This window comes from Rhizobium sp. Root1204, from assembly GCF_001424965.1.
GTDB lineage: Bacteria > Pseudomonadota > Alphaproteobacteria > Rhizobiales > Rhizobiaceae > Pararhizobium.
The window spans coordinates 77,276-103,145 of sequence record NZ_LMCZ01000001.1; the positions used below are offsets into that span (position 1 = coordinate 77,276).

General features: G+C 59.4%; 24 protein-coding genes and 1 riboswitch. Of the genes, 12 read left to right on the forward strand and 12 right to left on the reverse strand.

Annotated elements, in window-relative coordinates:
- Positions 1-62 precede the first annotated feature (62 nt).
- On the reverse strand, positions 63-743 hold the full coding sequence (locus ASC96_RS00400; protein WP_060500302.1) for a sugar transferase: 681 nt from the start codon (positions 741-743) through the stop codon (positions 63-65).
- Between the two features lie 806 nt (positions 744-1,549).
- On the opposite strand from ASC96_RS00400, the gene ASC96_RS00410 reads away from it, so the two are divergent.
- Entirely contained in the window at positions 1,550-1,837 is a 288-nt protein-coding gene (locus ASC96_RS00410; protein WP_060500305.1) for an exopolysaccharide production repressor protein, read from the forward strand.
- A 150-nt stretch (positions 1,838-1,987) separates the two neighbouring features.
- Complete coding sequence (locus tag ASC96_RS00415; protein ID WP_060500307.1) at positions 1,988-3,001, forward strand: glycosyltransferase family 2 protein; 1,014 nt, start codon at positions 1,988-1,990, stop codon at positions 2,999-3,001.
- A 34-nt stretch (positions 3,002-3,035) separates the two neighbouring features.
- On the opposite strand, the gene ASC96_RS00420 is transcribed toward ASC96_RS00415, so the two are convergent.
- Both ASC96_RS00420 and ASC96_RS00425 read right to left on the reverse strand, forming a co-directional pair.
- Complete coding sequence (locus tag ASC96_RS00420) at positions 3,036-3,986, reverse strand: polysaccharide pyruvyl transferase family protein (protein ID WP_060500309.1); 951 nt, start codon at positions 3,984-3,986, stop codon at positions 3,036-3,038.
- A 103-nt stretch (positions 3,987-4,089) separates the two neighbouring features.
- Positions 4,090-5,049 carry a glycosyltransferase family 2 protein gene (locus tag ASC96_RS00425; protein WP_060500310.1) on the reverse strand — a complete coding sequence of 320 codons (960 nt, stop codon included), beginning with the start codon at positions 5,047-5,049 and terminating at the stop codon, positions 4,090-4,092.
- A gap of 121 nt (positions 5,050-5,170) precedes the next feature.
- Between ASC96_RS00425 and ASC96_RS00430 the strand changes: the two genes are divergently transcribed.
- Complete coding sequence (locus ASC96_RS00430; protein WP_060500312.1) at positions 5,171-6,628, forward strand: lipopolysaccharide biosynthesis protein; 1,458 nt, start codon at positions 5,171-5,173, stop codon at positions 6,626-6,628.
- 48 nt (positions 6,629-6,676) lie between these two features.
- Here the strand turns inward: ASC96_RS00430 and ASC96_RS32375 are convergent, their stop codons facing one another.
- Complete coding sequence (locus ASC96_RS32375; RefSeq protein ID WP_156393803.1) at positions 6,677-6,946, reverse strand: hypothetical protein; 270 nt, start codon at positions 6,944-6,946, stop codon at positions 6,677-6,679.
- A 95-nt stretch (positions 6,947-7,041) separates the two neighbouring features.
- On the opposite strand from ASC96_RS32375, the gene ASC96_RS00435 reads away from it, so the two are divergent.
- The 8 genes from ASC96_RS00435 to ASC96_RS00470 all read left to right on the forward strand — a co-directional run bounded on the left by ASC96_RS00435 (position 7,042) and on the right by ASC96_RS00470 (position 16,527).
- On the forward strand, positions 7,042-8,154 hold the full coding sequence (locus ASC96_RS00435; protein WP_112834487.1) for an acyltransferase: 1,113 nt from the start codon (positions 7,042-7,044) through the stop codon (positions 8,152-8,154).
- Positions 8,155-8,171: 17 nt separating this feature from the next.
- A complete protein-coding gene (locus ASC96_RS00440; protein ID WP_244481807.1) occupies positions 8,172-8,933 on the forward strand; it encodes a glycoside hydrolase family 16 protein in 762 nt (253 codons plus the stop codon).
- An 89-nt stretch (positions 8,934-9,022) separates the two neighbouring features.
- On the forward strand, positions 9,023-10,222 hold the full coding sequence (locus ASC96_RS00445; RefSeq protein WP_060500318.1) for a hypothetical protein: 1,200 nt from the start codon (positions 9,023-9,025) through the stop codon (positions 10,220-10,222).
- Complete coding sequence (locus ASC96_RS00450; RefSeq protein WP_060500320.1) at positions 10,219-11,217, forward strand: glycosyltransferase family 2 protein; 999 nt, start codon at positions 10,219-10,221, stop codon at positions 11,215-11,217. The genes ASC96_RS00445 and ASC96_RS00450 overlap by 4 nt, the downstream gene beginning before the upstream one ends.
- Positions 11,214-12,149: a glycosyltransferase family 2 protein gene (locus tag ASC96_RS00455; protein ID WP_060500322.1), complete on the forward strand. Its 936-nt coding sequence runs from the start codon at positions 11,214-11,216 to the stop codon at positions 12,147-12,149. The genes ASC96_RS00450 and ASC96_RS00455 overlap by 4 nt, the downstream gene beginning before the upstream one ends.
- A complete protein-coding gene (locus ASC96_RS00460) occupies positions 12,149-13,165 on the forward strand; it encodes a glycosyltransferase family 2 protein (protein ID WP_060500323.1) in 1,017 nt (338 codons plus the stop codon). The genes ASC96_RS00455 and ASC96_RS00460 overlap by 1 nt, the downstream gene beginning before the upstream one ends.
- Before the next feature lie 4 nt (positions 13,166-13,169).
- Positions 13,170-14,075, forward strand: coding sequence for a UTP--glucose-1-phosphate uridylyltransferase (locus ASC96_RS00465; protein ID WP_060500325.1), 906 nt, complete (start codon positions 13,170-13,172; stop codon positions 14,073-14,075).
- 109 nt (positions 14,076-14,184) lie between these two features.
- Positions 14,185-16,527: a polysaccharide biosynthesis tyrosine autokinase gene (locus ASC96_RS00470; RefSeq protein ID WP_060500327.1), complete on the forward strand. Its 2,343-nt coding sequence runs from the start codon at positions 14,185-14,187 to the stop codon at positions 16,525-16,527.
- A 10-nt stretch (positions 16,528-16,537) separates the two neighbouring features.
- Here ASC96_RS00470 and ASC96_RS00475 read toward each other — a convergent pair whose 3' ends face one another.
- The 8 genes from ASC96_RS00475 to ASC96_RS00510 form a co-directional block, all read right to left on the reverse strand.
- Positions 16,538-16,762, reverse strand: a complete 225-nt coding sequence (locus tag ASC96_RS00475) for a hypothetical protein (protein WP_060500329.1) — start codon at positions 16,760-16,762, stop codon at positions 16,538-16,540.
- Between the two features lie 122 nt (positions 16,763-16,884).
- On the reverse strand, positions 16,885-17,631 hold the full coding sequence (locus tag ASC96_RS00480) for a 2OG-Fe(II) oxygenase (RefSeq protein ID WP_060500331.1): 747 nt from the start codon (positions 17,629-17,631) through the stop codon (positions 16,885-16,887).
- A 123-nt stretch (positions 17,632-17,754) separates the two neighbouring features.
- Entirely contained in the window at positions 17,755-18,765 is a 1,011-nt protein-coding gene (locus ASC96_RS00485; RefSeq protein WP_060500333.1) for a beta-ketoacyl-ACP synthase III, read from the reverse strand.
- Positions 18,741-20,006 (reverse strand): adenosylmethionine--8-amino-7-oxononanoate transaminase, encoded by a 1,266-nt coding sequence (locus tag ASC96_RS00490; RefSeq protein WP_060500334.1) that lies wholly within the window; start codon positions 20,004-20,006, stop codon positions 18,741-18,743. The genes ASC96_RS00485 and ASC96_RS00490 overlap by 25 nt, the downstream gene beginning before the upstream one ends.
- Positions 20,003-20,638, reverse strand: a complete 636-nt coding sequence (bioD, locus tag ASC96_RS00495) for a dethiobiotin synthase (RefSeq protein WP_060500336.1) — start codon at positions 20,636-20,638, stop codon at positions 20,003-20,005. The genes ASC96_RS00490 and bioD overlap by 4 nt, the downstream gene beginning before the upstream one ends.
- On the reverse strand, positions 20,635-21,780 hold the full coding sequence (locus ASC96_RS00500; protein WP_060500338.1) for an 8-amino-7-oxononanoate synthase: 1,146 nt from the start codon (positions 21,778-21,780) through the stop codon (positions 20,635-20,637). Before ASC96_RS00500 ends, bioD begins: the two co-directional genes overlap by 4 nt.
- Positions 21,777-22,769 carry a biotin synthase BioB gene (bioB, locus tag ASC96_RS00505; RefSeq protein ID WP_060501332.1) on the reverse strand — a complete coding sequence of 331 codons (993 nt, stop codon included), beginning with the start codon at positions 22,767-22,769 and terminating at the stop codon, positions 21,777-21,779. Before bioB ends, ASC96_RS00500 begins: the two co-directional genes overlap by 4 nt.
- Before the next feature lie 217 nt (positions 22,770-22,986).
- On the reverse strand, positions 22,987-23,655 hold the full coding sequence (locus tag ASC96_RS00510; protein ID WP_060500341.1) for a GntR family transcriptional regulator: 669 nt from the start codon (positions 23,653-23,655) through the stop codon (positions 22,987-22,989).
- 152 nt (positions 23,656-23,807) lie between these two features.
- A riboswitch (TPP riboswitch) is annotated at positions 23,808-23,947 on the forward strand.
- An 87-nt stretch (positions 23,948-24,034) separates the two neighbouring features.
- Here ASC96_RS00510 and thiC point away from each other — a divergent pair.
- Entirely contained in the window at positions 24,035-25,870 is a 1,836-nt protein-coding gene (thiC, locus tag ASC96_RS00515) for a phosphomethylpyrimidine synthase ThiC (RefSeq protein ID WP_060500342.1), read from the forward strand.

Sequence of the window (25,870 nt, forward strand, 5' to 3'; positions counted from 1 at the left end):
TAACAACAAAGCCGATCCCGGCGTTATGACGGAAGCGGCATATTCACGCTGAATGACTGTGATCAGTAACTGCCCCGGGACAGGCAGACAGCAGGAATTGTCTTCGCAACGATGACCACATCGTTGATGAGCGACCAGTTGGTCACATAATGCGTATCGAAGGCGATACGGGCGGCATAGGAAACGTCGTTGCGGCCGCTCACCTGCCAGAGCCCTGTCAGACCAGGGCGTGACTTCAGATAGAAGACCGCTGAATGTTCATAAAGCTCGAGCTCGTCTTCCACGACAGGACGCGGACCAACGACACTCATTTCTCCACGGATGATGTTGAGCAACTGCGGCAACTCATCCAGGCTCAGCTTACGCAAAACGCTACCGACGACGGTAACGCGCGGATCGTCCTGGAGTTTACGTGTTGCCTGCCATTCCTCGTAGGCCTTGGGATTCTTGTGCAGATGGTCCTGCAGGATCCTGTCGGCGTCCGGCGCCATCGTCCGGAACTTGAGGCAATGGAAGAAGCGGCCATTGTGACCAACGCGGCGGTGTCCATAAAATACCTTGCCGCCATCGGAAAACTTGACGAGCGCCATCAGCAGCAGAAAGAGCGGGCTGAAGACGATGAGCGCCAAGGACGCAGCAAAGATATCGAAACCTCTTTTTGATATTCCCCCTATCGGCCGGTGTCCCCCGGATTCGATGGTCGTAAAATACGGCGAGCTTGCCGATCGAGTCGCAGACTTCATGGGAGAAAGCTCCATTCGGGTTGGCGATTGGTCGGGTTCCCAGCGGGTACTGGGATCAATTACATGTGAGAGTGTAGAGGGAGATTTTGATTTTTAAAGGCAACTTTCACCCCGATGCCGCCGTTCAAAGCAAATGCGGCCAAGATGAATATCAAAGTCACATTTTCCAATGCCTAGATGAAGGCATCATTCTCCGCCTCATAAAGCACCAAAGAAAATCTCCATCGATTTTACATTAGATATCTTCAGTCATATTGCGAAATATGACTTCTCCGAAACGACATAGAGTTGATGTAGATATTTAAAAACTCTTCACCATAGGAAACAATACGTATTTTATTTTCCCTCCGGTAAAAATATTGCACTGCAGCATTAATTTTGCACTGCACTTTTATATATTCGTATTTTCTAATTTTGTAACAAAAGTTGATTGTCAGGGGGGATTTATCCACCACCAGAGGATAGATGCCCTAGAAAATACACGCCCTGAGCGTGGATCATAAGGCAATGCATCCCCAAATGTGGCCGAGCCCTGCCGATACCCACTTTTACATTGAAAAATCGCTCACTGCGGCGAAATTAGCGCTGTATTTCACCGAAAATGGTACCGTTGATGGGCAATCGATAGATGATTTTAAATGCGGGCTAAGAATTCACGCGTTAAATGACCGAAATGTAATGGAACAGAGTGCCTTTGCACGATTGAACCGGCAATGCATGTTCGATATGTTAATAACTGCCTAAGAAGGCAAGGTGGATTTTTCAATGACGTCTGCAAATCAAGACAGAATATTGAGGACAATCTGATGTTTGCACCACGGGTTTTCGTCAGCATGATCGGCGCGCTGGCCGTTTTTGCCATCGTGACCTTTATCCTGACCGGTTCCGCCTGGACGACAGCCTGGCAGACGCTGGTTTGTGCGGTGCTTGTACAGGCTGGATATTTCATTGCCGTGCTATTTCTGGTGGCCAAAGAAGGCCGGGACCGCCGCAACGCCGCGCAACGTCCGTCGCCGGCCTCTCCCTTGCCCGGCGAGGACAAGGAACCGAAGGCAATTCGCGTATCCAACAATCAAGGCCACTTTAATTCCTAACAGGCTTCTGAAGCTGGCTTTGTTTTTTAGTCGACCCGGCACCTTTTCCCGCGTGTAACATCGTCATCTCTTCGCATCTGCAACATCGCGCCTTGCCGCCTGTCCAAAGCCGACCTAGGTTCGGCGCGACAGCGATGAAGGAATGCGATCATGAAACCGAATGCAGACGTCTGCGTCATCATCGCCGCGAAGAACGCGGCTGAAACGATCGGACGGGCGATCATCTCGGCACTCAGAGAACCTGAAACCGCCGAGGTCATTGTCGTCGATGACGGATCGAGCGACGGCACCGGCGATGCCTCCCGAAAGGCCGATGACGGCTCCGGACGCCTGACAATCGCCCGGTTCGAGGTCAATAAGGGGCCGGCTGCCGCCCGCAACCACGCCATTTCGATTTCCACAGCGCCGGTTCTGGCGATTCTTGATGCGGATGACTTCTTTTTCCCCGGCAGGCTGAGCAGTCTCCTGGCGCAGGCGGAGTGGGATTTCATTGCCGACAACATTGCCTTCGTCGATGAGGAGACGGCTGCGGATGCGCATCTTCGGCTTGAGAGCTTCCCTGCAGCACCGCGTATTCTCAGCCTCGACGAATTCATTGAAGGCAATATCTCCAAGCGCGGTGTCCGGCGCGGAGAGATCGGATTTCTCAAACCGCTGATGCGGCGCGATTTTCTCGACGCCCACAAGCTCCGCTATCAGGAAAGCCTTCGGCTGGGGGAGGATTACGATCTTTATGCCCGCGCCCTGACCAAGGGGGCGCGCTACAAGATCATCCACAGCTGCGGCTACGGCGCCGTCGTCCGCGGCGATTCCCTCAGCAGCAGCCACCGGACGACGGACCTGAAGCGGCTCTACGAGGCGGACAGGGCAATTCTTTCCCGGACGGATCTATCCCCCCAGGCAAGGGCACTCATTGCCAGGCACGAACAGCATATTCGCGGACGATATGAGCTTCGGGAATTTCTCGACATCAAGCAGCAATCTGGCTCGAAAACCGCGCTGTTTTACGCGCTTGGCAACCCCGCCGCCATTCCGGCCATCGCCTGCGGGATATTCGCCGACAAGACAGAACGTTTTCGCCGGCAACCTGATGCGGCACCGGTGGCACTCGGCGGAGCCGGGGGCTTGCGCTACCTCCTGCAGCCGCCATCAACTGCCCGGTAGGGCAGTTGATGGCGGCTGCAGGAATGGCTGCGGCTTAGAAATAGTCGCGGCGCACCGAGGCGATGACGTCGAGAAAGCGCTCCTTGCGCGCGGTCAAGGCGTGATCTGCACTCAGCTGCGGTGCAGCACGCGCCGCTTGCCAGAGGGACAGGGCCGAAGGAGCCGCCAGCACTTGTTTGGCGGCAACCCGCAAGGAAGTCTGCTTGGGGGCACGGGCAGCGACGATGACGCTTTCATCGATCTGCCGCTTGTTGGGATCATCGAGCACCGGCTGGTGCGCGTCGAAATCGACGCCCCAGAACTTCGCACCCTTGATGATGGCCTCCGCCCGGCTGGAAACCGGAACATGACGCGGGCGATAGGTGACGCCAACGGTATGGGCCCAATCGTTCCATTTGAAGCTGTTGATGCTGCTGGACGTCGACACGGCCACCCACGGCACACGGAAAGCGTCGGCAAGGATGGCGCCATGCATTGATTCCGCGATGATGACTTCCGACTGGGCGATCTCGCGAATAACGTCCTTCGCGTCGCCACGCGGATCGATGTAATGCAGGCCGACGGTCTGGCAGATAGCTGGCCACATGCCGGCAATCGCCGACTCCCAATGTGGCACAAAGCTCTTTTTGTACTTCTTCGGCAGGCCTTTGAACTCCGGCATTTCGGCGACCATGACCGCCGGATCGATGATGCCGAGCTTGGGATCAACGCCGACTTTCTGCGCGGTCAACGGTCCGCGAACGCAACGGATGTCCCATTCCCGGGTGTCGCTCATATCCGGCAAGGAGCCGTAACCAAAACCACTGCCAAGCACCAGCTTGTGCCGGCCTTCCGGCAAGAGCGCGCGGTTCAGCACCGTGCCAACCCCGACGAGAAGAGTGTCTGGACGAACATCGCGAAATCCCGGGATCAGGAAATCCCAGAGCCACAGATTGAGATCGTCGCCGAAGTTTCCGTGTGCGGATTCCCAATAATACGGGTCCATGACTGTCTCCTTCATGCGTTGCGAAAGGAATTGCGAGCGCGAGACAGGCGATGGCCGTCACGCACGTCGATGGGCGCAGCAAAAAATGCTGCACCTGCGAAGGCTACCGTGATAACTTGCCGACGGCAAGCTGCAGCGCGCTTTGCAGCAGCTTGGGATCGCGCCAGGCCCAGCGGGCAAGCAGATTGAACTGCGGCATCTTCCGCCGCTTGATCAGCCGGGCCTGGCTCCAAAGAGCCTGCCGGCGCGCGGTATGCTTGTAAGAATGGATGGAGGCGATTTCCGCCGGTTTGCGGGAAAAGCGCCCTTCCAATGTGTCGAGCGCAACCCAGGTGTTGAATTGCTGTGACAGGAACTGCGGAGAATCGCTATCGATGCTGTGGAAGATGTTGACACCCTCGCCGCGCACTGCACCTGGCTCGTTGCACAGAATGATGCGGTCAGCCGCAATGGCGCAATCGCAGAAGAACAGCACGTCTTCCGCAGCCAACCGCAGCTCGGCCTCAAAGCGGACGGTCTCGAACAATTTTCGCCCGATCACCATGCAGGACAGGTGCAGGAAGCTCCAGTTACGCAACATGACCTGGGAAAACTCTGGCACTTCCAGAACCAGCGGTTTCTCGGAAAGCCGCATTACCTTTTCGGTCTTTTCCAGTTCGGCCATGTCGAAATGATAGTAGAAGGCATCACCGCCAGTAATGGATGCCCAATAGCAGTCGGCCGAAAAGCGGCTCATCGTCTCATGCGCATTCTGCAGATGGTCCGGTGTCCAAAGATCGTCGGAATCGAGAAAGGCAACGAAATCGGTTTGCGCCGCGACGTTGTTCAAGCCCGTGTTGCGCGCGCCGCCCGGGCCGGCATTCGGCTGCTTGATGACGCGGATGCGCGCCTGCTGTTCGGCGCTCAGGGTTTCAAGATCGGTTTCGATCGGAAAAGGCGACTGGTCATCGACAATGATGACATCGAAATCCTGGAATGTCTGCGCAAAGACGGAGCCCAAGGCTCGGCTCAGAATTCCTGCCTGTTTCTGATAGTACGGAATAACAACTGTAAACTTCGCCATCTTTTTGCCCCTGCGGTTTTCCTAGAAGGTGCTTCCTGGTTCCTCCCATCAGGTTGCGGCTGCGTGTCTAGCGCGTCTCCTCTGTCCTTGATCCTCCCCATCGCCACACAGGATTTACGCCATGCCTCCTACAGTTAACGTCAAATCCGTCACGAGCAATGTCGGTTGGAGTATTTTATCCAAGACAAGTACATTCGGGCTTAAGTTTGTCACGGTGCCGATTTTGGCCCGCATTCTGACGCCGGAAGAGTTCGGCGCCGTCGCGGTGGCGCTGACCGTCGTGCAGTTTCTGGCCATGATCGGCGGGGCGGGATTGACCTCGGCGTTGGTGATCCAGCGTGAGGAAGAGATGGAAACCGTTCACTCGGTCTTCTGGGCTAATCTGGCGATTTCCTGCCTGATGGCGCTCGGTCTTTTCATCTGGGCGGACTTCTTTGCAACCCTTCTCGGCGCGCCGGAAGCAGCCTATCTGCTGAAAATCATGAGCTTTCTCATCCCGCTCCAGCTTGGAGGCGACGTCGCCTATTCGCTGCTCGCAAGACGGATGAATTTCAGCAAGGACGCCGTCTGGAGCATGATTTCCGAGTCGCTCGGCGCCATCGTCGCCGTCGTTCTGGCGCTTTTGGGCTGGGGTGTCTGGGCCTTGATGGCACAGCTTTTCGTCTCGGCACTGGTGCGGCTTTGCGGCCTCTATGCCGTGTCCCGCTACATGCCGCGCTTCGTTTTCCATCCCAAACGGGTTTTGGGCTTAAGCCGCTTCAGCCTGGGCATGATGGGCTCCGAAGTCGCCAATTTCATCACCTTCCAGTCGCCGATGGTGATCATCTCGCGCTATCTGGGCCTTGCCGATGCCGGCGCCTATTCGGCCGCCAACCGGTTTGCCAGCATTCCCAACCAGGTGGTGCTTTCCGCTGTGATGGGTGTCCTGTTCCCGGCCTTCAGCGGCATGATGGACGACAAGGAGCGCCGTTCGCAAGCACTGATGTTCTCGACACAAGTGACCACGGTGCTGCTGGCACCGATGATGTTCGGCCTTTGGGCGCTGGCTGAACCGGCGATGCGCGTGCTGTTTGGTCCGCAATGGGCTTATGCCTGGCCCGTGCTGGGATTGCTGGCGCTCTCCAAGGGGATCCTCACGCCTTGCAGCACCTTCATTCCCTACCTCAAGGGCGTGGGGCATGGCCGGGCGTTGTTCTGGTCGGCTATCATTCGGGCGATCGTCACCTGCGCTGCCGTTGCCTATGGTGCAAGCACGGGGACGCTGATCGATGCGATGATCTCGCTCTGCATCGTCAACGCCGTCACGCTGATCGGCTACTCGTGGGCGGTCTTCAGGGCGGATGGAACACCGTTCTTCAAAGGCCTGTACATCAGCAGTCGCCCGATGCTGATGGCCCTGGCGATGGCGCTCGCGGTTCGCTATCTGCTCGATACGTTCGGTTCGCTGATGCCGAACCCCATCCTGCAGATTCTCGCCGGTGCAGCGGTCGGTAGCCTGATCTATGTCTTGGCCGTGCTTCTGTCGGAACGCCTGCTTTTGACGAAAATCTATAAACTCGTCAAAAACAGGCGGGGGTGAGGCAAGGGCGCCTTATTTCGAAACAGGCGCCTTAACATCACGAGGATTTTACAAACCATGACGTGTGGAATTGCGCATTTCCGAAACTAATTTTTGCGCCCGATGAATCTCGCGGCAGCGGATATATAACAATATGCTGATATTCAGCAACATCCTATCCCCACGCATTTTTCCCGGCTCCCAGACGAATTTCCGGCAATTTTCACAGCGGATTTGTTCATCCGGAAATCGCGTGCATTGCAGCATCCAAGTGATTTTTTCTGCTGCAGCGCCATATTTTTCGAGGCGCCCTGCCCTATCTTCGAGATGCAGGTTCAAGTCTGCTCTGGTTGAAACGCCGCTTCGGGGGAAGCGGCCCAACAGGGGATGTCGTCTTGGTTATCGACGCGAATATATCATCGCGGATCAATCTGATGCGCATCTTGCTCATCTCGGGAATTGTCTTTGTACACGTTCCTTTTGATCCGCAGACCAGCCCATTTCTCGGCGCCAATGGCTTCATCGACTGGGTCAGGGTCTTTCTCGGCGACAGCCTTTTCAGGGTTGGCGTGCCGTGTCTGAGCGCGATTTCCGGCTACCTCATGTTTCGCCGCGGGCTTGATGCCTTCGATTACGGCAAGACCATCCGCTCAAAGGCGCGCACGGTTCTGCTGCCGTTCCTGATCTGGAATCTATCCTTTCTGGCGCTGGTGGTGCTGGGCCAAAAGGGCGGCATCGGCTTTGGTTATCTCCCCGACGCAATCAACGCGGCTCCCCGCGATCTGGCAACTCTGAGCTTGGCAACCGAGGGCTTGCCGATCAATGTTCCGCTGTATTTCCTGCGGGATCTCCTCCTGTGCATCCTGCTTGCGCCCGTTCTCGGCATCCTGATCAAACGCTATCCGCTGACGATGCTGGCACTCTTTTTCGCCTATGCCGTTTTGCCGGTCCCGGGTGTCATCTTCCTGAAGAAGTCGATCCTTTTCGGGTTCAGCTGCGGCATCTATGCGAGCCTCCACCAACTCGATATCCGGTCACTTGACCGGCACGCCGCAATGATTTCCGCGCTTTTCCTGACGGCAGCCATCCTGCTCGCGACTGCACTCTATTGGACCGGCCCCGATTATCCTGTGTGGATCGACATGCTGCGCAGCCTCACGGCAATCTGCGGCATAGCCGGCTCCTGGGCAATCTCGGCGATCCTGATCCGCTCACGGCTCGGCCAGCAGCTTTCCGGGTCGGAAGGCCTGAGCTTCTGGATATTCTGCGCACATTACCCCTTGCTCATCGCATTCTGGATGCTGTGGAACCGCACGGCGCATCCCGGTCTCTACCCACTATTCTACTTCGCAACACCCGTTCTGGCCCTCCTCATTCTGGTCGCCTCTCACAGTGTGGCCAAGCGCCTGGCACCCAAGTTGCATGCCGTTTTGACCGGTAGCCGTGCAGGCCGCTCCACCTCCTCGGCAAAGCGCATCGCAGAAAGCGGGCCAAACCAGACGAGTTGGTCCGATACCTCTTCTCCAAAGGAAAAAGCGATACGATGACCCAATCGATCTCGAAAATGCTTCTCGCCCTTTCCGCATTCTCCGCCGCCGTTCCGGCATCAGCCTTTGCGCAAAGCGCGATCAACGGCACTTCGTTCGTCGAGACTTTCGACACGATTGACAACAAGTTCTGGTACGTTTCGGACGGCTGGGACAATGGCGCCCATCAGAACTGCACCTGGTCGAAAGATCAGGTCGCGGTTGAAAATGGTGTGCTCGAACTCACCTTCGAGCAACGCAAGGCCGGCAAGCGCGACTATGCCTGTGGCGAGATCCAGACCCGCAAACGCTTCGGCCACGGCACATACGAAGCGCGGATCAAGACGGCAGAAGGCTCCGGGCTGAACTCGGCCTTCTTCACGTATATCGGACCAACCGACAAGAAGCCGCACGACGAGATCGACTTCGAAGTGCTGGGCAAGGATTCCAACAAGGTGCAGGTCAACCAATATATTTCGGCCAAGGGGGGCAACGAGAAGCTGGTCGACGTTGAAGGCGGTGCCAATGTCGGTTTCAACGATTACACCTTCGTCTGGGAAAAGGACCGGCTGCGCTACTACCTGAACGGCAAGCTGGTGCAGGACGTTACCGACCCCTCGAAAATCCCGGTAAACGACCAGAAGATTTTCTTCAGTCTCTGGGGCACGGATACCTTGAGCGACTGGATGGGCAAGTTCGACTATCAAGGCCCGGCAAACATGCAGATCGACCGGGTGGCTTACACCGCCCCCGGCGAAAAATGCCTGTTTCCCGAATCCCTCACCTGCACGCTCGATTGATGCTTATTAGCATGCGCAACATGAATGTTGCGATGCACAAAAAACTAAACTAAGCTCGGTGGAAGCTGAGCGGGGAACGGGAAGTTTTCATGCTGGATGTACTGTACCTGGCACATGATGTGGCAGACCCTGCGATCAGGCGTAGAACCCTGATGCTTGAGGCGGGTGGTGCGAAAGTGACGCTGGCGGGCTTCCGGCGTGGCGCAGACACACCTGCCGCCAATGGCGTCATCGAACTCGGCGTCACCAGGGATGGACGGTTTGGTCAGCGGATCGCCGCGGTTGCCAAGGCTGCAATGCTTCTGCGTCACAAACTCGGCGGGGCCGCGAGACCCGGCATCATCATTGCCCGCAATCTCGAAATGCTTGCCCTCGCCAACAGGGCGAACGCGGTTTTCGGCGGCAACGTTCCGATCGTCTACGAATGCCTGGACATTCACCGGCTCCTGCTGCGCAAGGATTTTGCCGGCCGCACTTTGCGCACTGCCGAACATTATCTGGGGCGGAACGTCAGCCTCCTGATCACCAGTTCGCCCGCCTTCATCGAAAATTACTTCCGGCCGGTTTCGCGTCTCAAGGCGCCGATACTGCTGCTGGAAAACCAGGTGATCGAGCTCGCAGAAAGCGTTGGCATGCAGACAGCGCGCCCACGCCCGCCACAGGCCGGCGAACCCTGGAAAATCGGCTGGTTCGGCGCCTTGCGGTGCCGCAAATCGTTAAAGCTGCTCGCTGAATTCACCCGTGCCATGGACGGGAAATTCGAAGTGGTGCTGCGCGGACGCCCCGCCTATTCGGAATTCGACGATTTTGACGGCTTCGTCGAAAACGAACCTTTCATGCACTTCCACGGAGCCTACAAGAATCCCGAGGATCTTGCCCAGATTTACGACGACGTGCAGTTCTTCTGGGGTATCGATTTTTTCGAGGAAGGCTTGAACTCCAGCTGGCTGCTGCCGAACCGGCTGTACGAGGGATGCCGCTACAACGCTGTCCCGATCGCCATGCGCGGTACGGAAACGGCGCGCTTCATCAGCGCCAAGCATATCGGCCTCGTTCTCGACAGCGATGACAGTGCTGCACTGGCCAACCTCTTTTCCGGCATGACGCGGGAACGCTATTTCGCCGAATTCGGCAAGGTTGCCGCCACCGGGGCATCGGCGTGGATCTTCGATCGGGCCGATTGCCAGCGGCTGGTGAACCGGCTTGCCGCGCTGCGGGCCAGCGATGCCCACGCCGCATCACTCCATGAGCTCTCCCAAACGCACAGCAACAAGGGTGGACTGCTATGAGCGCCGATGATTTCAAGCATGGCCGCAGCCTGATTGTTATTCCTTGCCTCAACGAGGCCAGATATATCGAAGCCCTGATCGCCAAGCTCGCGAGTGCGATGCAGGACCTCAACGCCGATCTGGTCGTTGTCGATGGTGGCAGTACCGATGGCACACGCGAGATCGTGGAGCGAATTTCGACCGTCAACCCGAAGGTCCGGCTGCTGGACAATCCAAAGAAGATCCAGAGTGCTGCCGTCAATCTCGCGGTCGGGACGCTCGGTGCTGATTATGAATACATGATCCGCATCGATGCGCATGGCGAGTATCCGGCTGACTATTGCCAGCGCCTGATGGAGGATGCCGTTGTAACCGGCGCGGATTCCGTCGTCGTTGCCATGCAGACCGTCGGCTTCAGCACTTTCCAGAAAGCCACCGCCTATGCCCAGAATTCCAAGCTCGGCAATGGCGGCTCCAAACACCGTACGGGCGCCATCGGGCATTGGGCCAATCATGGCCACCACGCACTGATGCGGATTTCCGCGTTCCAGGCGGTTGGCGGTTATGACGAAATGTTCAGCCATAACGAGGACGCCGAGTTTGACTATCGCCTGAACAAGGCGGGCTACCGGATCTGGATGACCGACAAGACCAGCATGATCTACCACCCGCGCAGCACAGCAAGAGCGCTTTTCCGCCAGTATTTCGGCTATGGCCGTGGCCGGGCGAAGAATTTCCTGAAGCACCGCGCCATGCCGAGCATCCGGCAGATGTTGCCGCTTGCCGTCGTTCCCGTCGCCGTCGGCGCCCTGCTGGCGGTCATCAGTTGGGCCGCCGTCATTCCGTTTGGCCTCTGGGCCGTGGCCTGCCTTGGCTACGGCGTGTGGATGGCGCTGGGCGAAAAAAACCCATACGGGCCACTGGCCGCCGTTTCCGCGATGGTAATGCATTTTGCCTGGTCGGCCGGTTTCTGGCGCGAACTTCTGGATTTCCGTAACCGCCGGGTCGCCTCATGAAAACAGGTAGCGACCTTATCCATATCGATATCGGCGTCTGCACCTATCGACGCCCGGAACTCGAACAGACGCTGCGCTCGCTGGGCGGCATTGCCGTGCCTGAAAACGCTCAGATCCGCATCATCGTGGCTGATAATGACGACACACCGAGTGCGAAAGCGCGGGTAGACGCCTTGCGTGCCGTCATTCCTCACGAGATCGCCTACGTTCATTGCCCGGCTTCCAATATCTCGATCGCCCGCAATGCGTGCCTCGACAATGCCAGGGGAGATTTCCTGGCATTCATCGACGATGACGAGACGGCGAGCTCGGACTGGATTGCCCGGTTGATCGAGACGGCGCAGGCAGGCCATGCAGATGCTGTGCTCGGTCCGGTAAAGGCCACGTACGGTACGGATGCGCCGGGCTGGATGCAGCGCGGCGACTTTCATTCGACATTTCCGGTGTGGGTCGGCGGCCGGATCATCACCGGCTATACCTGCAATGTTCTACTTCGCCTTGCCGCGCCTTCGCTTGCCGGACGCCGCTTCAACCTGGCGCTTGGCCGCAGTGGGGGCGAGGACACAGAGTTCTTTACCCATATGCACCGCATGGGCGGAAAAATCGCCTATGCGCCAGAGGCCTGGGTTGAAGAACCGGTGCCGGCTAAACGCGCGGCCTTTTCCTGGCTTGCCAAGCGAAAATTCCGCTTCGGCCAGACGCATGGCCGGCTGATCGATGACGGGACAGGCGCTGTGGGCAAAATCCGCCAACTGGCGCTTGCGGCGGCAAAGTCCGGTTTCTGCGCGCTGGCCAGCGCCATTCTGTTCTTCTCTTCCGTTCGCCGTAACCGGTACGCCCTGCGCGCTTGCATGCATGCGGGGGTCGCCGTCGGGCTTCTCGGTGTCCGGGAGATCGAGCAGTACGGCGCAGCGGAAGCAAGGACGTCCTGATGGACCAGCAACTCCAGGCGACATTCATCATTGCAGCCTTCAAGGCGCAGGACACGATCGAGCGCGCTATCGACAGCGCGCTCGCCCAGACCGGTGTCAGCGTCGAAGTCATCGTCATCGACGATTGTTCGCCAGATGACACGGCCGAGATCGTCGATGCCTATACCGATCCGCGCGTCCGGCTGATCCGGCTTGAAAAGAACCGCGGTCCCGGCGGCGCCCGCAACGCAGGCCTTGCCGCCGCGCGGGGGACGTGGATCGTCATTCTGGATTCAGACGATGCGGTTTCGCCGGACCGCACCGCGCGCATGATCGCGCGGGCCAAGGCCGCCAACGCCCAGATCGTCGTCGACAATGTCGATGTCGTGCCGCTCGACGGCCAGATGAAGCGGATGTTCGAAGGGACCGATCTGGCCGCAATGGAAACGCTGACGCTTCCGGCTTTCATCGGCTCGAACGTGCTGTTTAAGTCTGAGCACAATTACGGCTACATGAAACCAGCCTTCGAGCGCCGGTTCCTTGAAGAGCATGGCTTGCGTTTCGACGAAAGCCTGCCGATCGGCGAGGATTATCTGCTTCTGGCATCGGCGCTTGCAAAGGGCGGCCGCTGCGCCGTCGAGCCAACAGCCGGCTATACCTACTATATCCGCAGCGGATCGATTTCCCGGGTGTTGAAGCTGCACCAGGTGGACGCGATGCTGGCAGCCGATGCCGCGTTTCTCGAAAGCAACCGGCTGGATGCGGCTTCGATGGCAGCGCAAGCCCGGCGTCACCGCAGCATGGAGGACGCCCGGTCCTTCATCATCTTGGTCGATCAGATCAAAGCACGCTCTCTTTTCGGCGCGGTCAAGACCGTGTGGAAAAATCCGGCGGCAGTCTGGCATCTGCGGATGCCCATTGCCGTCAGACTGCGGCGCCTGGCGGCGCCGTTCACTGCAATTCACTCTTTCGGTCCCCCGCCGGAAACGATGAATAGAACCACTCCGGGCAACAGCCCGCACAAGAGCAAAGGATAGTTCTATGGCTCCTATCAGACCCGTTCGCAAAGCCGTAATTCCAGTCGCCGGAAACGGCACCCGGTTTCTGCCGGCAACCAAGGCGATGCCGAAGGAAATGCTGACCATCGTCGACAGACCCGTCGTGCAATATGCCGTCGAGGAAGCCATGCAGGCCGGTATCGAGCACATCGTGTTCGTGACCGGCCGCAACAAGCAGGCGATCGAGGACCATTTTGACGATGTACCGGAGCTGATCTCGTCCTTGACGCGTTCAGGCAAGGATGCCCAGCTTTCCGAATTGGCGCGCATGCTTCCGGCTGCCGGCTCCGTCAGCTTCACCCGCCAGCAGGCGCCGCTTGGCCTTGGCCACGCAGTCTGGTGCGCCCGCGACCTGATCGGCGACGAGCCGTTTGCCCTGCTGCTGCCGGACATGATTTCCTACGGTGCCCGCGGCTGCATGGCCGGCCTGATGGAGCTGTATAACGATGTCGGCGGCAACGTCGTCGCCGTCGAACAGTGCGCGCTCGAGGAAACCTCGAAATACGGCATCGTCGGCATGGGCGAGCAAACGCGGCATGGATTTGAAGTGACGCAGATGGTCGAAAAGCCACCCGTCGCCGAGGCACCGTCAACCTACTACCTGAACGGCCGCTATATCCTCCAGCCGGAGATCTTCTCGATCCTCGCCCATCAGCAGCGCGGCGCCGGCAACGAGATCCAGCTGACCGACGGCATGCTGCGCCTGTCGGCAGACCAATCGTTCCACGCCCATCCCTACGAAGGCCGGACCTTCGATTGCGGTTCCAAGCAAGGCTTCATCGAGGCGAACGTCGCCTTCGCGCTGGCGCGCGCCGACATTGGCAATCTGGTGTTCGAATCCGTCCGCGAGATGGTTCTGTCGCACGAACAATCGATGCAGGCTGCGTGAAAACAATGATTATTCAGTGACTTGATGAAACTGGAAGACCTGGTCTCACCCCTGCCGCGTTTTGGGGTGAGAACCAACCACGAAAAAGTACCCGGAGACCAGACGGCCCATGAATCAAAGACCTCTTCCGTTGAACACCGTTCCATCGCTGAAAGGCGATGAGTCCGACACGTTCATCGATCTGAACCGGCTGACCGCAATCGCGTTTCGCCGTTCAAGGGTCGTGGCCCTCTGCGTTGTTCTCTGCTTCATGCTCGGCGTGGCATATCTGGTGTTCGCGACACCGGTCTACACCTCGCAGACGCAAATCCTGCTCGACGAAAACCTGTCTAAATATGCAGAGGAAGCGCCATCGCCCCAGAGCGCCCAACAGGCCGACACCCAGCTTTCCAGCGCGGTCGAAATCCTGAAATCGGGCGAATTGGCACTTCGCGTTACCGACGCGGAAAATCTCGGTGAAAACGAAACCGTTCTCAACCCGCCGCGGTCGTTGATGTCAACGGTGAAAGCAGCTGTCAAATCCCTTACTGGCATGTTCAGTTCAGGGCCGGAGATTTCCGAAGCGGCGGCACGCAACGGCAAGCGGGAAACCGCCGCCGCATATATCCAGCAGGGCCTGACGGTCGAGCGGGTAGCGCGAAGCTCCGTCGTGGCGGTGTCCTACAAATCCACCGATCCGAAACTCGCAGCAACCATTACCCGCGCCTATGCCAATGCCTATCTGACCGACCAGCTGAACGCGAACTTCGACGCTACCGAGCGCGCTTCCGTCTGGCTCCAGGAACGCCTGACCGACCTTGGCCAGCGCGCGCAGGCAGCATCGCTCGAGGCCGAGAAGTTCAAGGCTGACAATGGCCTGACCTCGACACGCGGTGAGCTGATGTCGGAGCAGCAACTGTCCGACCTCAACAGCCAGCTGATTGTTGCGCAGGCCGACAGCGCCAGCGCCTCCGCCCGCTACAACCAGTTCAAGTCTATCATCGACCAGGGCGCCGAAAACGCGGTGAACAACGCGACGATTTCGTCAAACCAGACCGACAATTCGGTCATTCAAGACCTGCGGACGCGCTATCTGGCCATCAGCAAGCGCGAGCAGGCCGTCACGCAGAATTTCAGCGCCGATCACCCCCAGGCCGTCAGCCTGCGGGCGGAGAAGACCGAACTTGCCGGTCAGATCTTCCGGGAATTGCAGCAGATAACCAGCAGCTACCGCAACGAGTTCGAAGTCGCCCAATCTCGCGAGGCTTCCCTGCGCAAGAGTATCAAAGGTGTGGTCGGCAACAATTCCGAGGCCAACCGGTCGCTGGTGCAATTGCGCGGGCTCGAACAGCGTGCGACGGCCCTGAAGACACTTTACGAATCCTATCTCGGGCGCTTCGAGGAAGCAGCCCAGCAACGCTCATTCCCGATTGCAAAGGCCCGCATTATCTCCGATGCCGGAGTGCCAGTCTCGCCATCCAGCCCGAAACGGACGATGGTGCTTGCACTCTCCATCGTACTGGGCTTCATGCTGGGCGCTGTCATTGCCGGCCTGCAGGAATTCCGCGAGCGATTCTTCCGGCTGGAGGAAGACATCAGATCGGTTCTCGGACACAAGTCACTCGGCTACCTGCCGCTGATCGGCAAGAAGACCGTCAGCATGTGGAGCAAGACACGGGAGCGTCTTTCCAAATCGGAACAGGATAAGGCGGACAAGCCGGCTGACGCCGACGTGCCGCTGAACCGCATGACACGGATTGCCGTCGACGCACCGCGATCGGCGTTTGCCGAAACACTCCGCAATGCCAAGCTTGCCAGCGACGTTATCCTGCAGGGCCGCCCCAACCGCGTTATCGGTGTCGTCTCGGCGCTGCCGGGTGAAGGCAAATCGACGATCGCCGCGAATTTTGCCGGGCTGCTTGCGGCCAGCGGTAAACGGACGCTTCTGATCGACGCCGACATCCGCAACCCGGCGATCAGCAAGATGATTTCGCCAGCCCCGAAAACTGGATTGGTGGATGCTGTCCTGGGCGAAGAAGAATGGACGTCGGCGCTCAGGGTCGACCCGCAGACCCGGCTGGCGATCCTGCCGATCGCACCGCGCGACCATCTCTACCATACCAACGAGCTGCTTGCCTCGCAGGGCATGGAGACGCTGATTGCCAATGCCCGCAAGAGTTTTGATTATGTCATCGTCGATCTGGCGCCGCTGGCTCCGGTTATCGACGCCAAGGCATTCTCGCCCTTTGCCGACGGTTTCCTGATGGTCATCGAATGGGGCAAGACGCCTGCCCGTCTGGTTCGGGACGTGCTGCATTCCGATCCGCAATTCAACGCCAAGATCCTGGGCGTCATACTCAACAAGACGGATATGGACGAGCTTGGAAAATACAGCGATTTCGGCGCGGCGGAAAAATACCGCAAGAGCTATGAGAGCTACTATATCGAGCAGCCATTCAAGGCTGCGCGCTGAGGGATTTTCCTCAGCGCAGACCGGGCTGGCGCTCCGCGTCCAGCCCGAAGACCGCCACAAGCGCCATCAGAACAACCACCATCGCAATCGCGGCGGTGCAAACAGCATAGACGATCAGGTACTCCAGAAGGCAGGGCAGAAAAAGCAACACCCGGACAGCGACGGGTTGCGAGCGTGCCCAACCACCCATGCCGTTTCTCATGTAATTTTCGAAACGATGCGTGACGCTCGACATGGCTGATCGCTCCATTAATCTTAAGATAAAATTTACCAAAGATGATGGAGCCAGGCAACCGATACCCGCCTTTAAATCCAATAGGAGCCTGCGCTTTGTGAGGTTTCGCGTCGCATCGCAACCTATCTGGCGTCATGAAAAATAATGCCGGCGGTGTGGCGCATGCCTGAGCGAATGCGGCTGACCCCGTGGCGCAGATTGACCCGGTAATTGCCTCTTGAGCCCTGAACCGGCCGATTGTGAACAGCGAATGCCACTGCATCGCCCTGACGCAACGGCACGACCTCTGCGCGGCTCTGCATGCGCGGGCGCTGCTCCGTCAACACAAACTCGCCGCCGGTGAAATCCTCGCCAGGCTCCGAGAGCAGGATCGCCACCTGGATCGGGAAGGCAAGATCGCCATAGAGATCCTGATGCAGGCAATTGAAATCACCCGGGACATATTGCAGCAAAAGCGGTGTTGGCCGGGCTTGGCCTGCATCGTGGCACTGCTGGAGAAACGCTGCATGCCCGGAAGGATAGCGTTCAGCTATGCCCATGCGCTCGTTCCACGCATTGGCGACGTCGGAAAGGCGGGGATAAAGCGCACTGCGCAAATCCCCAATGAGATCCGGCAACGGATATTTGAAATAGCGATACTCGCCCTTGCCAAAACCGTGACGGGCCATGTGGATATGGCTGCGGAAGTGTTGTTCCTCCGGGTAGAGCCCGGCAATCTGCCGGCATTCCTCGGGGAGTAATAGCTTCTCAATGACCACGCACCCGAAGCCGTTGAGTTCTTTGTCGAGGTGGTTCCAGTCATACCCGGCGATACGCGCCTCGGCGGACAGTGCTGAAGAAACCGGCGGGGTTTTCGAATAGACATTCATGACAGAGCCTCCAAGATTCTCGTGTGACAGCGAAGCTTCTTGAATGACGGTTAGGCAGGCTGGCCGCCACCCGTTTCCTGCACGGCTTCGTTTCGGCTGCGCAGAGAAACGGTAAGATTTAGCTTACATTCCGACGACACAGGCTCCGCCTGTCAATCCCGCTCCTGCCGCCGTCAGGAGCAATTTCTCTCCGGGCAAAACGGGCGCCACTTGATGGGCGAGCGATAAGGAAAGCGGGATGGTGGCAGCGGAGGAGTTTCCGTATTCGCCGATCGTGCGGACGGTCCTTTCAAGTGCGATACCGAGATCGTGACAGACGGCATCGAATATACGGACATTGGCCTGATGCGGAATGAACCGGTGGATATCCGTCACGTCGATCCCGGCGTCATCGAGCGCCCGGCGCGCGCAACCGCTCATCATCCCGACCGCCTGCGTGAACATTTCGCGCCCATCGCGCATCGTCATCAGGCAATCCTGTGCGTCGACATCCGCCGCGAAGGGACGGTTGCTGCCACCGGCCGGAATGGAGATCAGATCGTAGCGGCTCCCATCTGCGGCGAGATCGACACCGAGCAGTCCCGTTTCCTCATCACGCGCGGGCATCAAAACGACCGCGCCGGCAGCGTCGGCAAACAGAACGGAGCTCGCCCGCTCGGCAGGATTGATCCGGCGACTGAGAATATTGGCGGCAACCACCAGCACCGGTCGGCCATGCGCGCGAACAAAGCCATCGGCGAGCGTCAACGCATAGAGGAAACCGGAGCACGCCCCGGCGAGATCGATAGCGCCGGAATTCACCAACCCGAGGCGATGAGCGAGCAGCGGTGCCGATGGCGGCAACAGATGATCGGGCGTCGAGGTGGCGAGTAGCGTCAATGCGATGTCTTCCCGCAAGATGCCAGCGTCTTCGATTGCGGCCTCGCCTGCCCGTGCCGCAAGCCCGGACAGGGTATCGCTGGGTTCGGCCCAGTAACGCGTCCTGATCCCGGTCCGGCGCTCGATCCAGCCCGGTTCAAGACCGAGGCTGCCCTCTATTTCGGCGTTTTCGACACAGCGCCCCGGCACGCTGTGACCGAAACCGGCAAGCCGGGACGAGCGGGCGCCTCTCACAGGCGGCCCGCTGCGAACCATGCCGCTGCCTCGTCAATCGCATCATAGGCCCGGTCAAGGTCGGTGGCAGCGACACAATAGGGCGGCATCAGATAGATCACGTTGCCGAGCGGCCGGATCAGCAGTTTGCGCACACGGAAGAAGGCCCTGAGCTTCGGGCCAACCTCTGACAGATAGCCTCCGGCTGGCACTGTGAGATCAAGCGCGGTGATCGTCCCGGTCTGGCGGACATTGCTAAAGCGCCGATCCGACTCAAAGCGGGCCAACCTCTCCGTTTGCATGACCTCCAGCGACCGGATGCGCTCGCGAACCGGCTCGTTTTCCCAGACAGCCAGATTGGCGACCGCGGCGGCACAGGCAATCGGGTTGGCGGTGTAGGAGCTGGAATGGAAAAATGTCTTCCGGCGGTCGGCCGAAAGATGCGCCTCAAAAATCTCGGCCGTGCACAAAGTTGCCGCCAAGGGCAGCGCGCCACCAGTCAAACCCTTGGAGGTGCACAGGATATCCGGTGCTACACCGGCCTGTTCGCAGGCAAAGACAGTGCCGGTGCGCCCCCAACCGGTCATCACTTCATCGGCGATCAACAAAGTGCCGTGGCGTTCGGCGATCCGCTTCAACTCGCTGAGAACCGAGGCGGGATAGGTGAGCATACCGCCTGCCCCGAGGATGAGCGGCTCGATCAGCAAGGCGGCCACATCTCCCGTCGCACAGAACCGCTCGAAGGCATCCAGCGTCTCTTGTTCGCGGCCGGGCCTGGGGAACGGCAGGCGATCGACGCCGAACAGCATCGGCTCGTAGGCCGCATTGAAGACACCACGTTCGCCAGCCGACATCGTGCCGATCGTGTCGCCGTGATAGCCATGTTCCAACACGCAGATACGGCGGCGCTGGGCGCCGGAATTGTGGAAGAAGCCGAGGGCCATTTTCAACGCGACTTCGACGCAGGTCGAGCCGCTGTCGGAATAGAACGCGTGCGAGAGCCCCCGCGGTGCGACCCGCAACAGGCCGCGCGCCAGCTCTTCGGCTGGTTCATGGGTGTATTCAGCGAATATGATCTGGTCGTAGGTTTCGCATGCCGCCTGGATCGCCGCCGTGATCGCCGGGTGGCGGTGACCATGCGTGATCACCCACCAGGAAGATATGGCGTCGAGAATACGCGCGCCGCTGTCATCGGTCAGGTACGCGCCGCCGGTCTGGACAATGCGTTTCATCGCAGGTTCCAGCGCGTGCTGGGTGAAAGGGTGCCAGACTGGAGAACTCATGCCATTTTCTCCCGGAACGCGGAGAGTTGAAAGTTGTCGCGAAATACCTGGTGCAACGCATCTGGCGTCAACGGATCGAGACGCGGCAAGCGTCCGAGAATAAGCACCTTGCCCATCGCCGCGATGATCCGCTGGGTTTCGGCCTGCTCATCACCGATGAAGGCGACGCCGAAAATGGGAACGGCTCGGTGGCGCAGTGCTTCCAACGACAGGAGCGTGTGATTGATCGTTCCGAGCCCCGTACGGGCGCAGAGGATGACCGGGATCTGCCAACGCGCGAAGACATCGGCAAAGACGACCGTTTCTGTGAGCGGCACCAGCAGGCCGCCCGCACCCTCGATGACCAGAGGCACGGCTGTCTCCGGTGGCGTGATCCGCTCCGGGTCGATCTCGACATCGTCCAGCCGGGCCGCAAGATGAGGCGAGGCCGGTGTTTGCAACCTGTAAGTCTCGGGCAGGATACGGTCCGGCGGCAGGCGGCCGAGCCGATGGACGACCTGACTGTCCGTCTCCTCATCCAGTCCCGATTGCACCGGTTTCCAATAATAACCGCCAAGTGCCGCCGCCAGTGCGGCGGAAAACACCGTCTTGCCGATGCCGGTATCTGTGCCTGTCACCACGAAACGCCTCATGGTTTTTCCTCTGTCATTATGGCCGCCAGCCGAGTGAACATGCGGCTTATCGTTGGCCGGTCGACATTCAGCGTGATGGCGATGCGCAGCCTTGCCGTGCCTTCCGGCACCGTCGGCGGCCGGATGGCGCGGATATCAAAACCTTCCGCCCGCATGCGCGCCGCAACCCGGACGGCGCTTCCATTGTCGCCGATCAGAACCGGCAGGATTTGCGATCCGCTGCCGGCGACGCCGAGTTTCGCGGTCAGTTCGGCATTGGCGAAATTGCGCAGTTCGTCGAAATCGGTGCGGCGCTGCGGTTCATCCACCAGCGCCCGCAAGGCTTCGCGGACCGCAGCCGCCATCAGCGGCGACGGCGCGGTCGAATAAATGAAACCTCGCGCCCGGTTGACCAGGTAATCGCAAAGTACTGCGCTTGCGCCGAGCAGCGCGCCGGAGACGCCAAGCGCCTTGCCGCAGGTGTGAAGGACGATGACATTGGATCGGTTTTTCAATTCGGCAGCAAAGCCGCGGCCATCGGGACCGAAGACGCCAGTTGCATGGGCTTCATCGATCACCAGAAAACCGCCGTGCTTTTCGGCAAGGGCCGCAAGTTCCGTCAGCGGCGCACGATCGCCATCCATCGAATAAAGACTTTCCACGGCAATCCACGGATGGCCGGTTCCACCCTGACTGCGCCACTGTTCGATCGCCTGCGCAAAGGATCCAACGTCATTGTGGGCAGCGGCCGCAGTCTGCGCCTTGCCGGCCAAAATGCCTTCATGGGCGCTGGCATGTACCAGAGCGTCATAGACGACGAGATCGCCTCGCTGCGGCAGCGTCGAGAAAAGTGCCACGTTCGCGGCATAACCGCTGCCGAAATAGAGGACACGCTCTGCTCCGAAGAAGGAGGCCGCCTCAGCCTCCAGCGCTTCGTGCTCCGGGTGATTGCCGCGCAGCAGCCGGGAACCGCCAGCCCCCGTTGGAACGCCGCGCTGAAGGGCAAACGCAATCGCTTTCGCCAGCCGCGCCGATCCGGCAAGCGCCAGATAATCGTTCGAACTTAAATCAGCCCCGGCCTGCGGGACCAACATGCGCCGCCTGCCCTTCCGCTCCAGCCCCGCCAGAGTGGTTTCATAACGGGCAAGGCCCTGATCCATCATTCGCCCGGCCCCAGGTCCATCGGCTTCAGGCCAAGGCGGCGGAACAGGGCCGTGTCGTGATCCTCGCCCGGATTATCCGCCGTCAGCAGCGTATCGCCGGCAAAGATCGAGTTGGCACCGGCGAAGAAACAGAGCGCCTGCATCTCGTCGCTCATCTGCGTGCGCCCGGCCGAGAGGCGCACATGCGAACGCGGCATCAGGATACGGGCAAGCGCGATGGAGCGGACGAATTCGATCGGATCGACCGGCTCGGCATTGGCAAGCCGCGAGCCGGGGATCGGGATCAGCATGTTGATTGGAACGCTTTCCGGTGGTTCCGGCAGGTTGGCGAGCGTCACCAGCATGGAAATGCGATCGTCGGTCGTTTCTCCCATGCCGAGAATACCCCCAGCGCAGACCTTCATGCCGGCATCGCGGACATTCGCAAGGGTATCCAGCCGGTCAGCAAACGTCCGGGTGGTGATGACCTGCGGATAGAATTCTTCCGACGTGTCAATGTTGTGGTTGTAATAGTCGAGCCCGGCTTCGGCCAGCGTCCCAGCCTGCTGCGGCGACAGCATGCCGAGCGTCATGCAAGTCTCAAGCCCGAGCGCCTTGACCCCCTCGACCATCGCGACCAGCGTTTCCATGTCGCGATCCTTCGGGCTGCGCCAGGCAGCTCCCATGCAATAGCGGCTGGCCCCTTCGGCCTTGGCCTTGCGCGCTTCCGCCAGCACCTTTTCCACCATCATCAGCCGGGAGGCCTTCAGCCCCGTCGGAGAGCGTGCCGACTGGCTGCAGTACCCGCAATCCTCGGCGCATCCGCCCGTCTTGATCGACAGGAGCCGGCTGATCTGCACGGCATTCGGATCGAAGTTTTCTCTGTGAACCGATTGCGCCCGGAACAGCAGATCATTGAACGGGGAATTATAGATAATTTTTGCATCAACGAGAGAATGCCGCTCCGTTCCGGCGCTTTCATCGTGCGAATTTTCCTTTAAAAGACCCATTTCAATCGGGAAATCGGCAGAACTTTCGTTTCTCAGCATCATCCACCTAGCATGATAGATTAAAAATAATAATTATCTATAATTTATCCAAAGCCATGGAATCGCAACCGCCTTTTTGGTGTATGGCGTAAAAATTCCCGCAGTACGCGCCTCCATGATCCGGAGAGACGCACCGAAAGCAGTCAAAATCAGGAAAAAAGGAAGTGGAAAATAATTCTCAGCCGACGATGGCGAAGGCATCCCGCGTGGCGCCGGAGGCGTTACGGACGGGCTTCTGGCCTATCCATTGCACGTGACGCTCGAGGACAGGAGCGGCGTTCTCGATATTGCCCTGACGCAGAAAGGTCAGGATGGCGCGGTGATCATGATCGGTGCGCACTTCCCATTCCGACCGCCAACTGGCGAACAGGAACCGGGCACTGGCCGCATGCAGATCGCTGATCGCTGCAAGCAGCCGCGGCATGCCGCAGGGCGTGAGAATCAGCGTGTGAAAACGCCGGTTTGCCTCTTCCCAGGAGCGGACATCGCGGGAATTGTCACCCGCGACCGTCGCTTCTTCAGCCTGATCGAGGATCGCAGGCGTCAGATGCGGTGCCGCGTGGCGAAGGGCTAAAACCTCAAGCGCAGCGCGCATCTGCGCAACTTCGCGCACTTCCTTCAGATCGAAGGACGCGACCCGCACGCCCCGGCGTGGCTCGCTGACCGCAAGCCCCTGCGCCTCCAGCCGCCGGAAAGCCTCGCGCACGGGCACATGACTGGTCCCGAACTCCTCGGCAATATGGTCCTGGCGCAGCTTCGTACCCGGGTCCAATTGTCCGGTGACGATCCTGTCGGCCAGGATGCGGCTGATGCGGCTGGCAATCGTGTCTTCGCTCGCTGAGGTCATGTTTTATAGATAATTTGCCGGGGCGGCGCTGTCGAGGGCGCGCTTGTAATCATTGAACATCTTCACAGTCTTGCGACGGGCAGAGAGCAGCGGCCGGACGACGGCGCACCAAACGGCCCTTGACGCTTCGTCCAAAACTGTGCCTAGATTGGCACATTCACCAGGGGGGTCCCGACAAGGGGCTGAGATTCTGCTGGCGCGAACGGTGGCTTTTGCCACCCTCAAGCAGCGCAGTGACCCGTTGAACCTGATCCAGTTCATACTGGCGTAGGGACGGTGCAAGCGCTGCGACGACTCGGATTCCGTGTGCGGATTCGCGTCAGCGTCTTTTCATCATTCCGGCTCTGATGACTGGGTCTCCAACTTTGGAGCCTCAACCATGACTATTGCCGCCAAGAACCTCACTCCCACCGTTACCACCGGCCCGTTGCCGGCCTCCCGCAAGGTGCATATTCCGGGCGAACTCTACCCGGATATCCGCGTTCCCATGCGCGAAATTGCCGTGCACCCGACCTCTGGCGAACCACCCGTCTCCGTCTACGACCCCTCCGGCCCCTACACCGATCCGGCCCATCTCGTCTCGATCGATGCCGGCCTTCCCCGGCAGCGCCAGGCCTGGGTCACCGCCCGCGGCGATGTCGAGGCCTATGACGGCCGGCACATCAAACCGGAAGACAACGGATTTGCCACCGGTGAACGGCTGACGCCGGAATTTCCGATCCGCAATCATCCCCTGCGTGCCAGAAACGGCAAGGCCGTCACCCAGATCGCCTATGCCCGCGCCGGCATCATCACCCCGGAAATGGAATATATCGCCATCCGCGAAAACCTTGGCCGCAAGCCGCCGGAGGGTGCGCTGGTGCGCGACGGCGAGAATTTCGGCGCCAGCATTCCCGATCACGTCACGGCCGAATTCGTCCGCCAGGAAATCGCCCGCGGCCGGGCCGTCATCCCGGCCAATATCAACCACCCGGAATCCGAGCCGATGATCATCGGCCGGAATTTTCTGGTGAAGATCAACGCCAATATCGGCAATTCCGCCGTCACCTCGTCGATGGCCGAGGAAGTCGAGAAGATGGTCTGGGCGACGCGCTGGGGTGCGGATACCGTCATGGACCTGTCGACCGGCCGTAATATCCACAATATCCGCGAGTGGATCATCCGCAACTCGCCGGTCCCGATCGGCACCGTGCCGCTCTATCAGGCGCTGGAAAAGGTCAACGGCATCGCCGAGGACCTGAATTGGGAGGTTTATCGCGATACGCTGATCGAGCAGGCCGAGCAGGGCGTCGATTATTTCACCATCCATGCCGGGGTGCGGCTCGCCTATATCCCGCTCACCGTCAACCGCGTCACCGGCATCGTCTCGCGCGGGGGCTCGATCATGGCCAAGTGGTGTCTTCATCACCACAAGGAAAGCTTCCTCTACGAGCATTTCGACGAGATTTGCGACATTGCTCGCGCCTATGACGTGACCTTCTCGCTCGGCGACGGCCTGCGTCCCGGCTCGATTGCCGATGCGAATGATGCCGCACAATTTGCCGAACTGGAAACGCTTGGCGAACTGACCCAGATCGCCTGGGCGAAAGATTGCCAGGTCATGATCGAAGGCCCTGGCCATGTGCCGATGCACAAGATCAAAGAGAACATGGACAAGCAGTTGGAAGTCTGCGGCGAAGCGCCATTCTACACGCTTGGACCGCTGACGACCGACATTGCCCCCGGCTACGACCACATCACCTCAGGCATTGGTGCCGCGATGATCGGCTGGTTCGGTACGGCGATGCTCTGCTATGTCACACCGAAGGAGCATCTCGGCCTGCCCGACCGCAACGACGTCAAGGTCGGCGTCATCACCTACAAGATCGCCGCCCACGCCGCCGATCTCGCCAAGGGGCATCCGGCCGCGCAATTGCGTGACGACGCCTTGTCGCGCGCCCGCTTCGAGTTCCGCTGGGAAGACCAGTTCAACCTGTCGCTAGATCCGGAAACGGCGCGTTCCTTCCACGATGAGACCCTGCCGAAGGAAGCCCACAAAGTGGCGCATTTCTGCTCGATGTGCGGGCCGAAATTCTGCTCCATGCGGATTTCCCACGATATCCGCGCCGAGGCGCAGAAGGAGGGGCTTGAGGCGATGGCCGCGAAATTCCAGGCGGGTGGCGCGCTCTATATGCCCCTTAGCCCGGATGGCACCGTTGTGCCAGCCGGAGAGTGA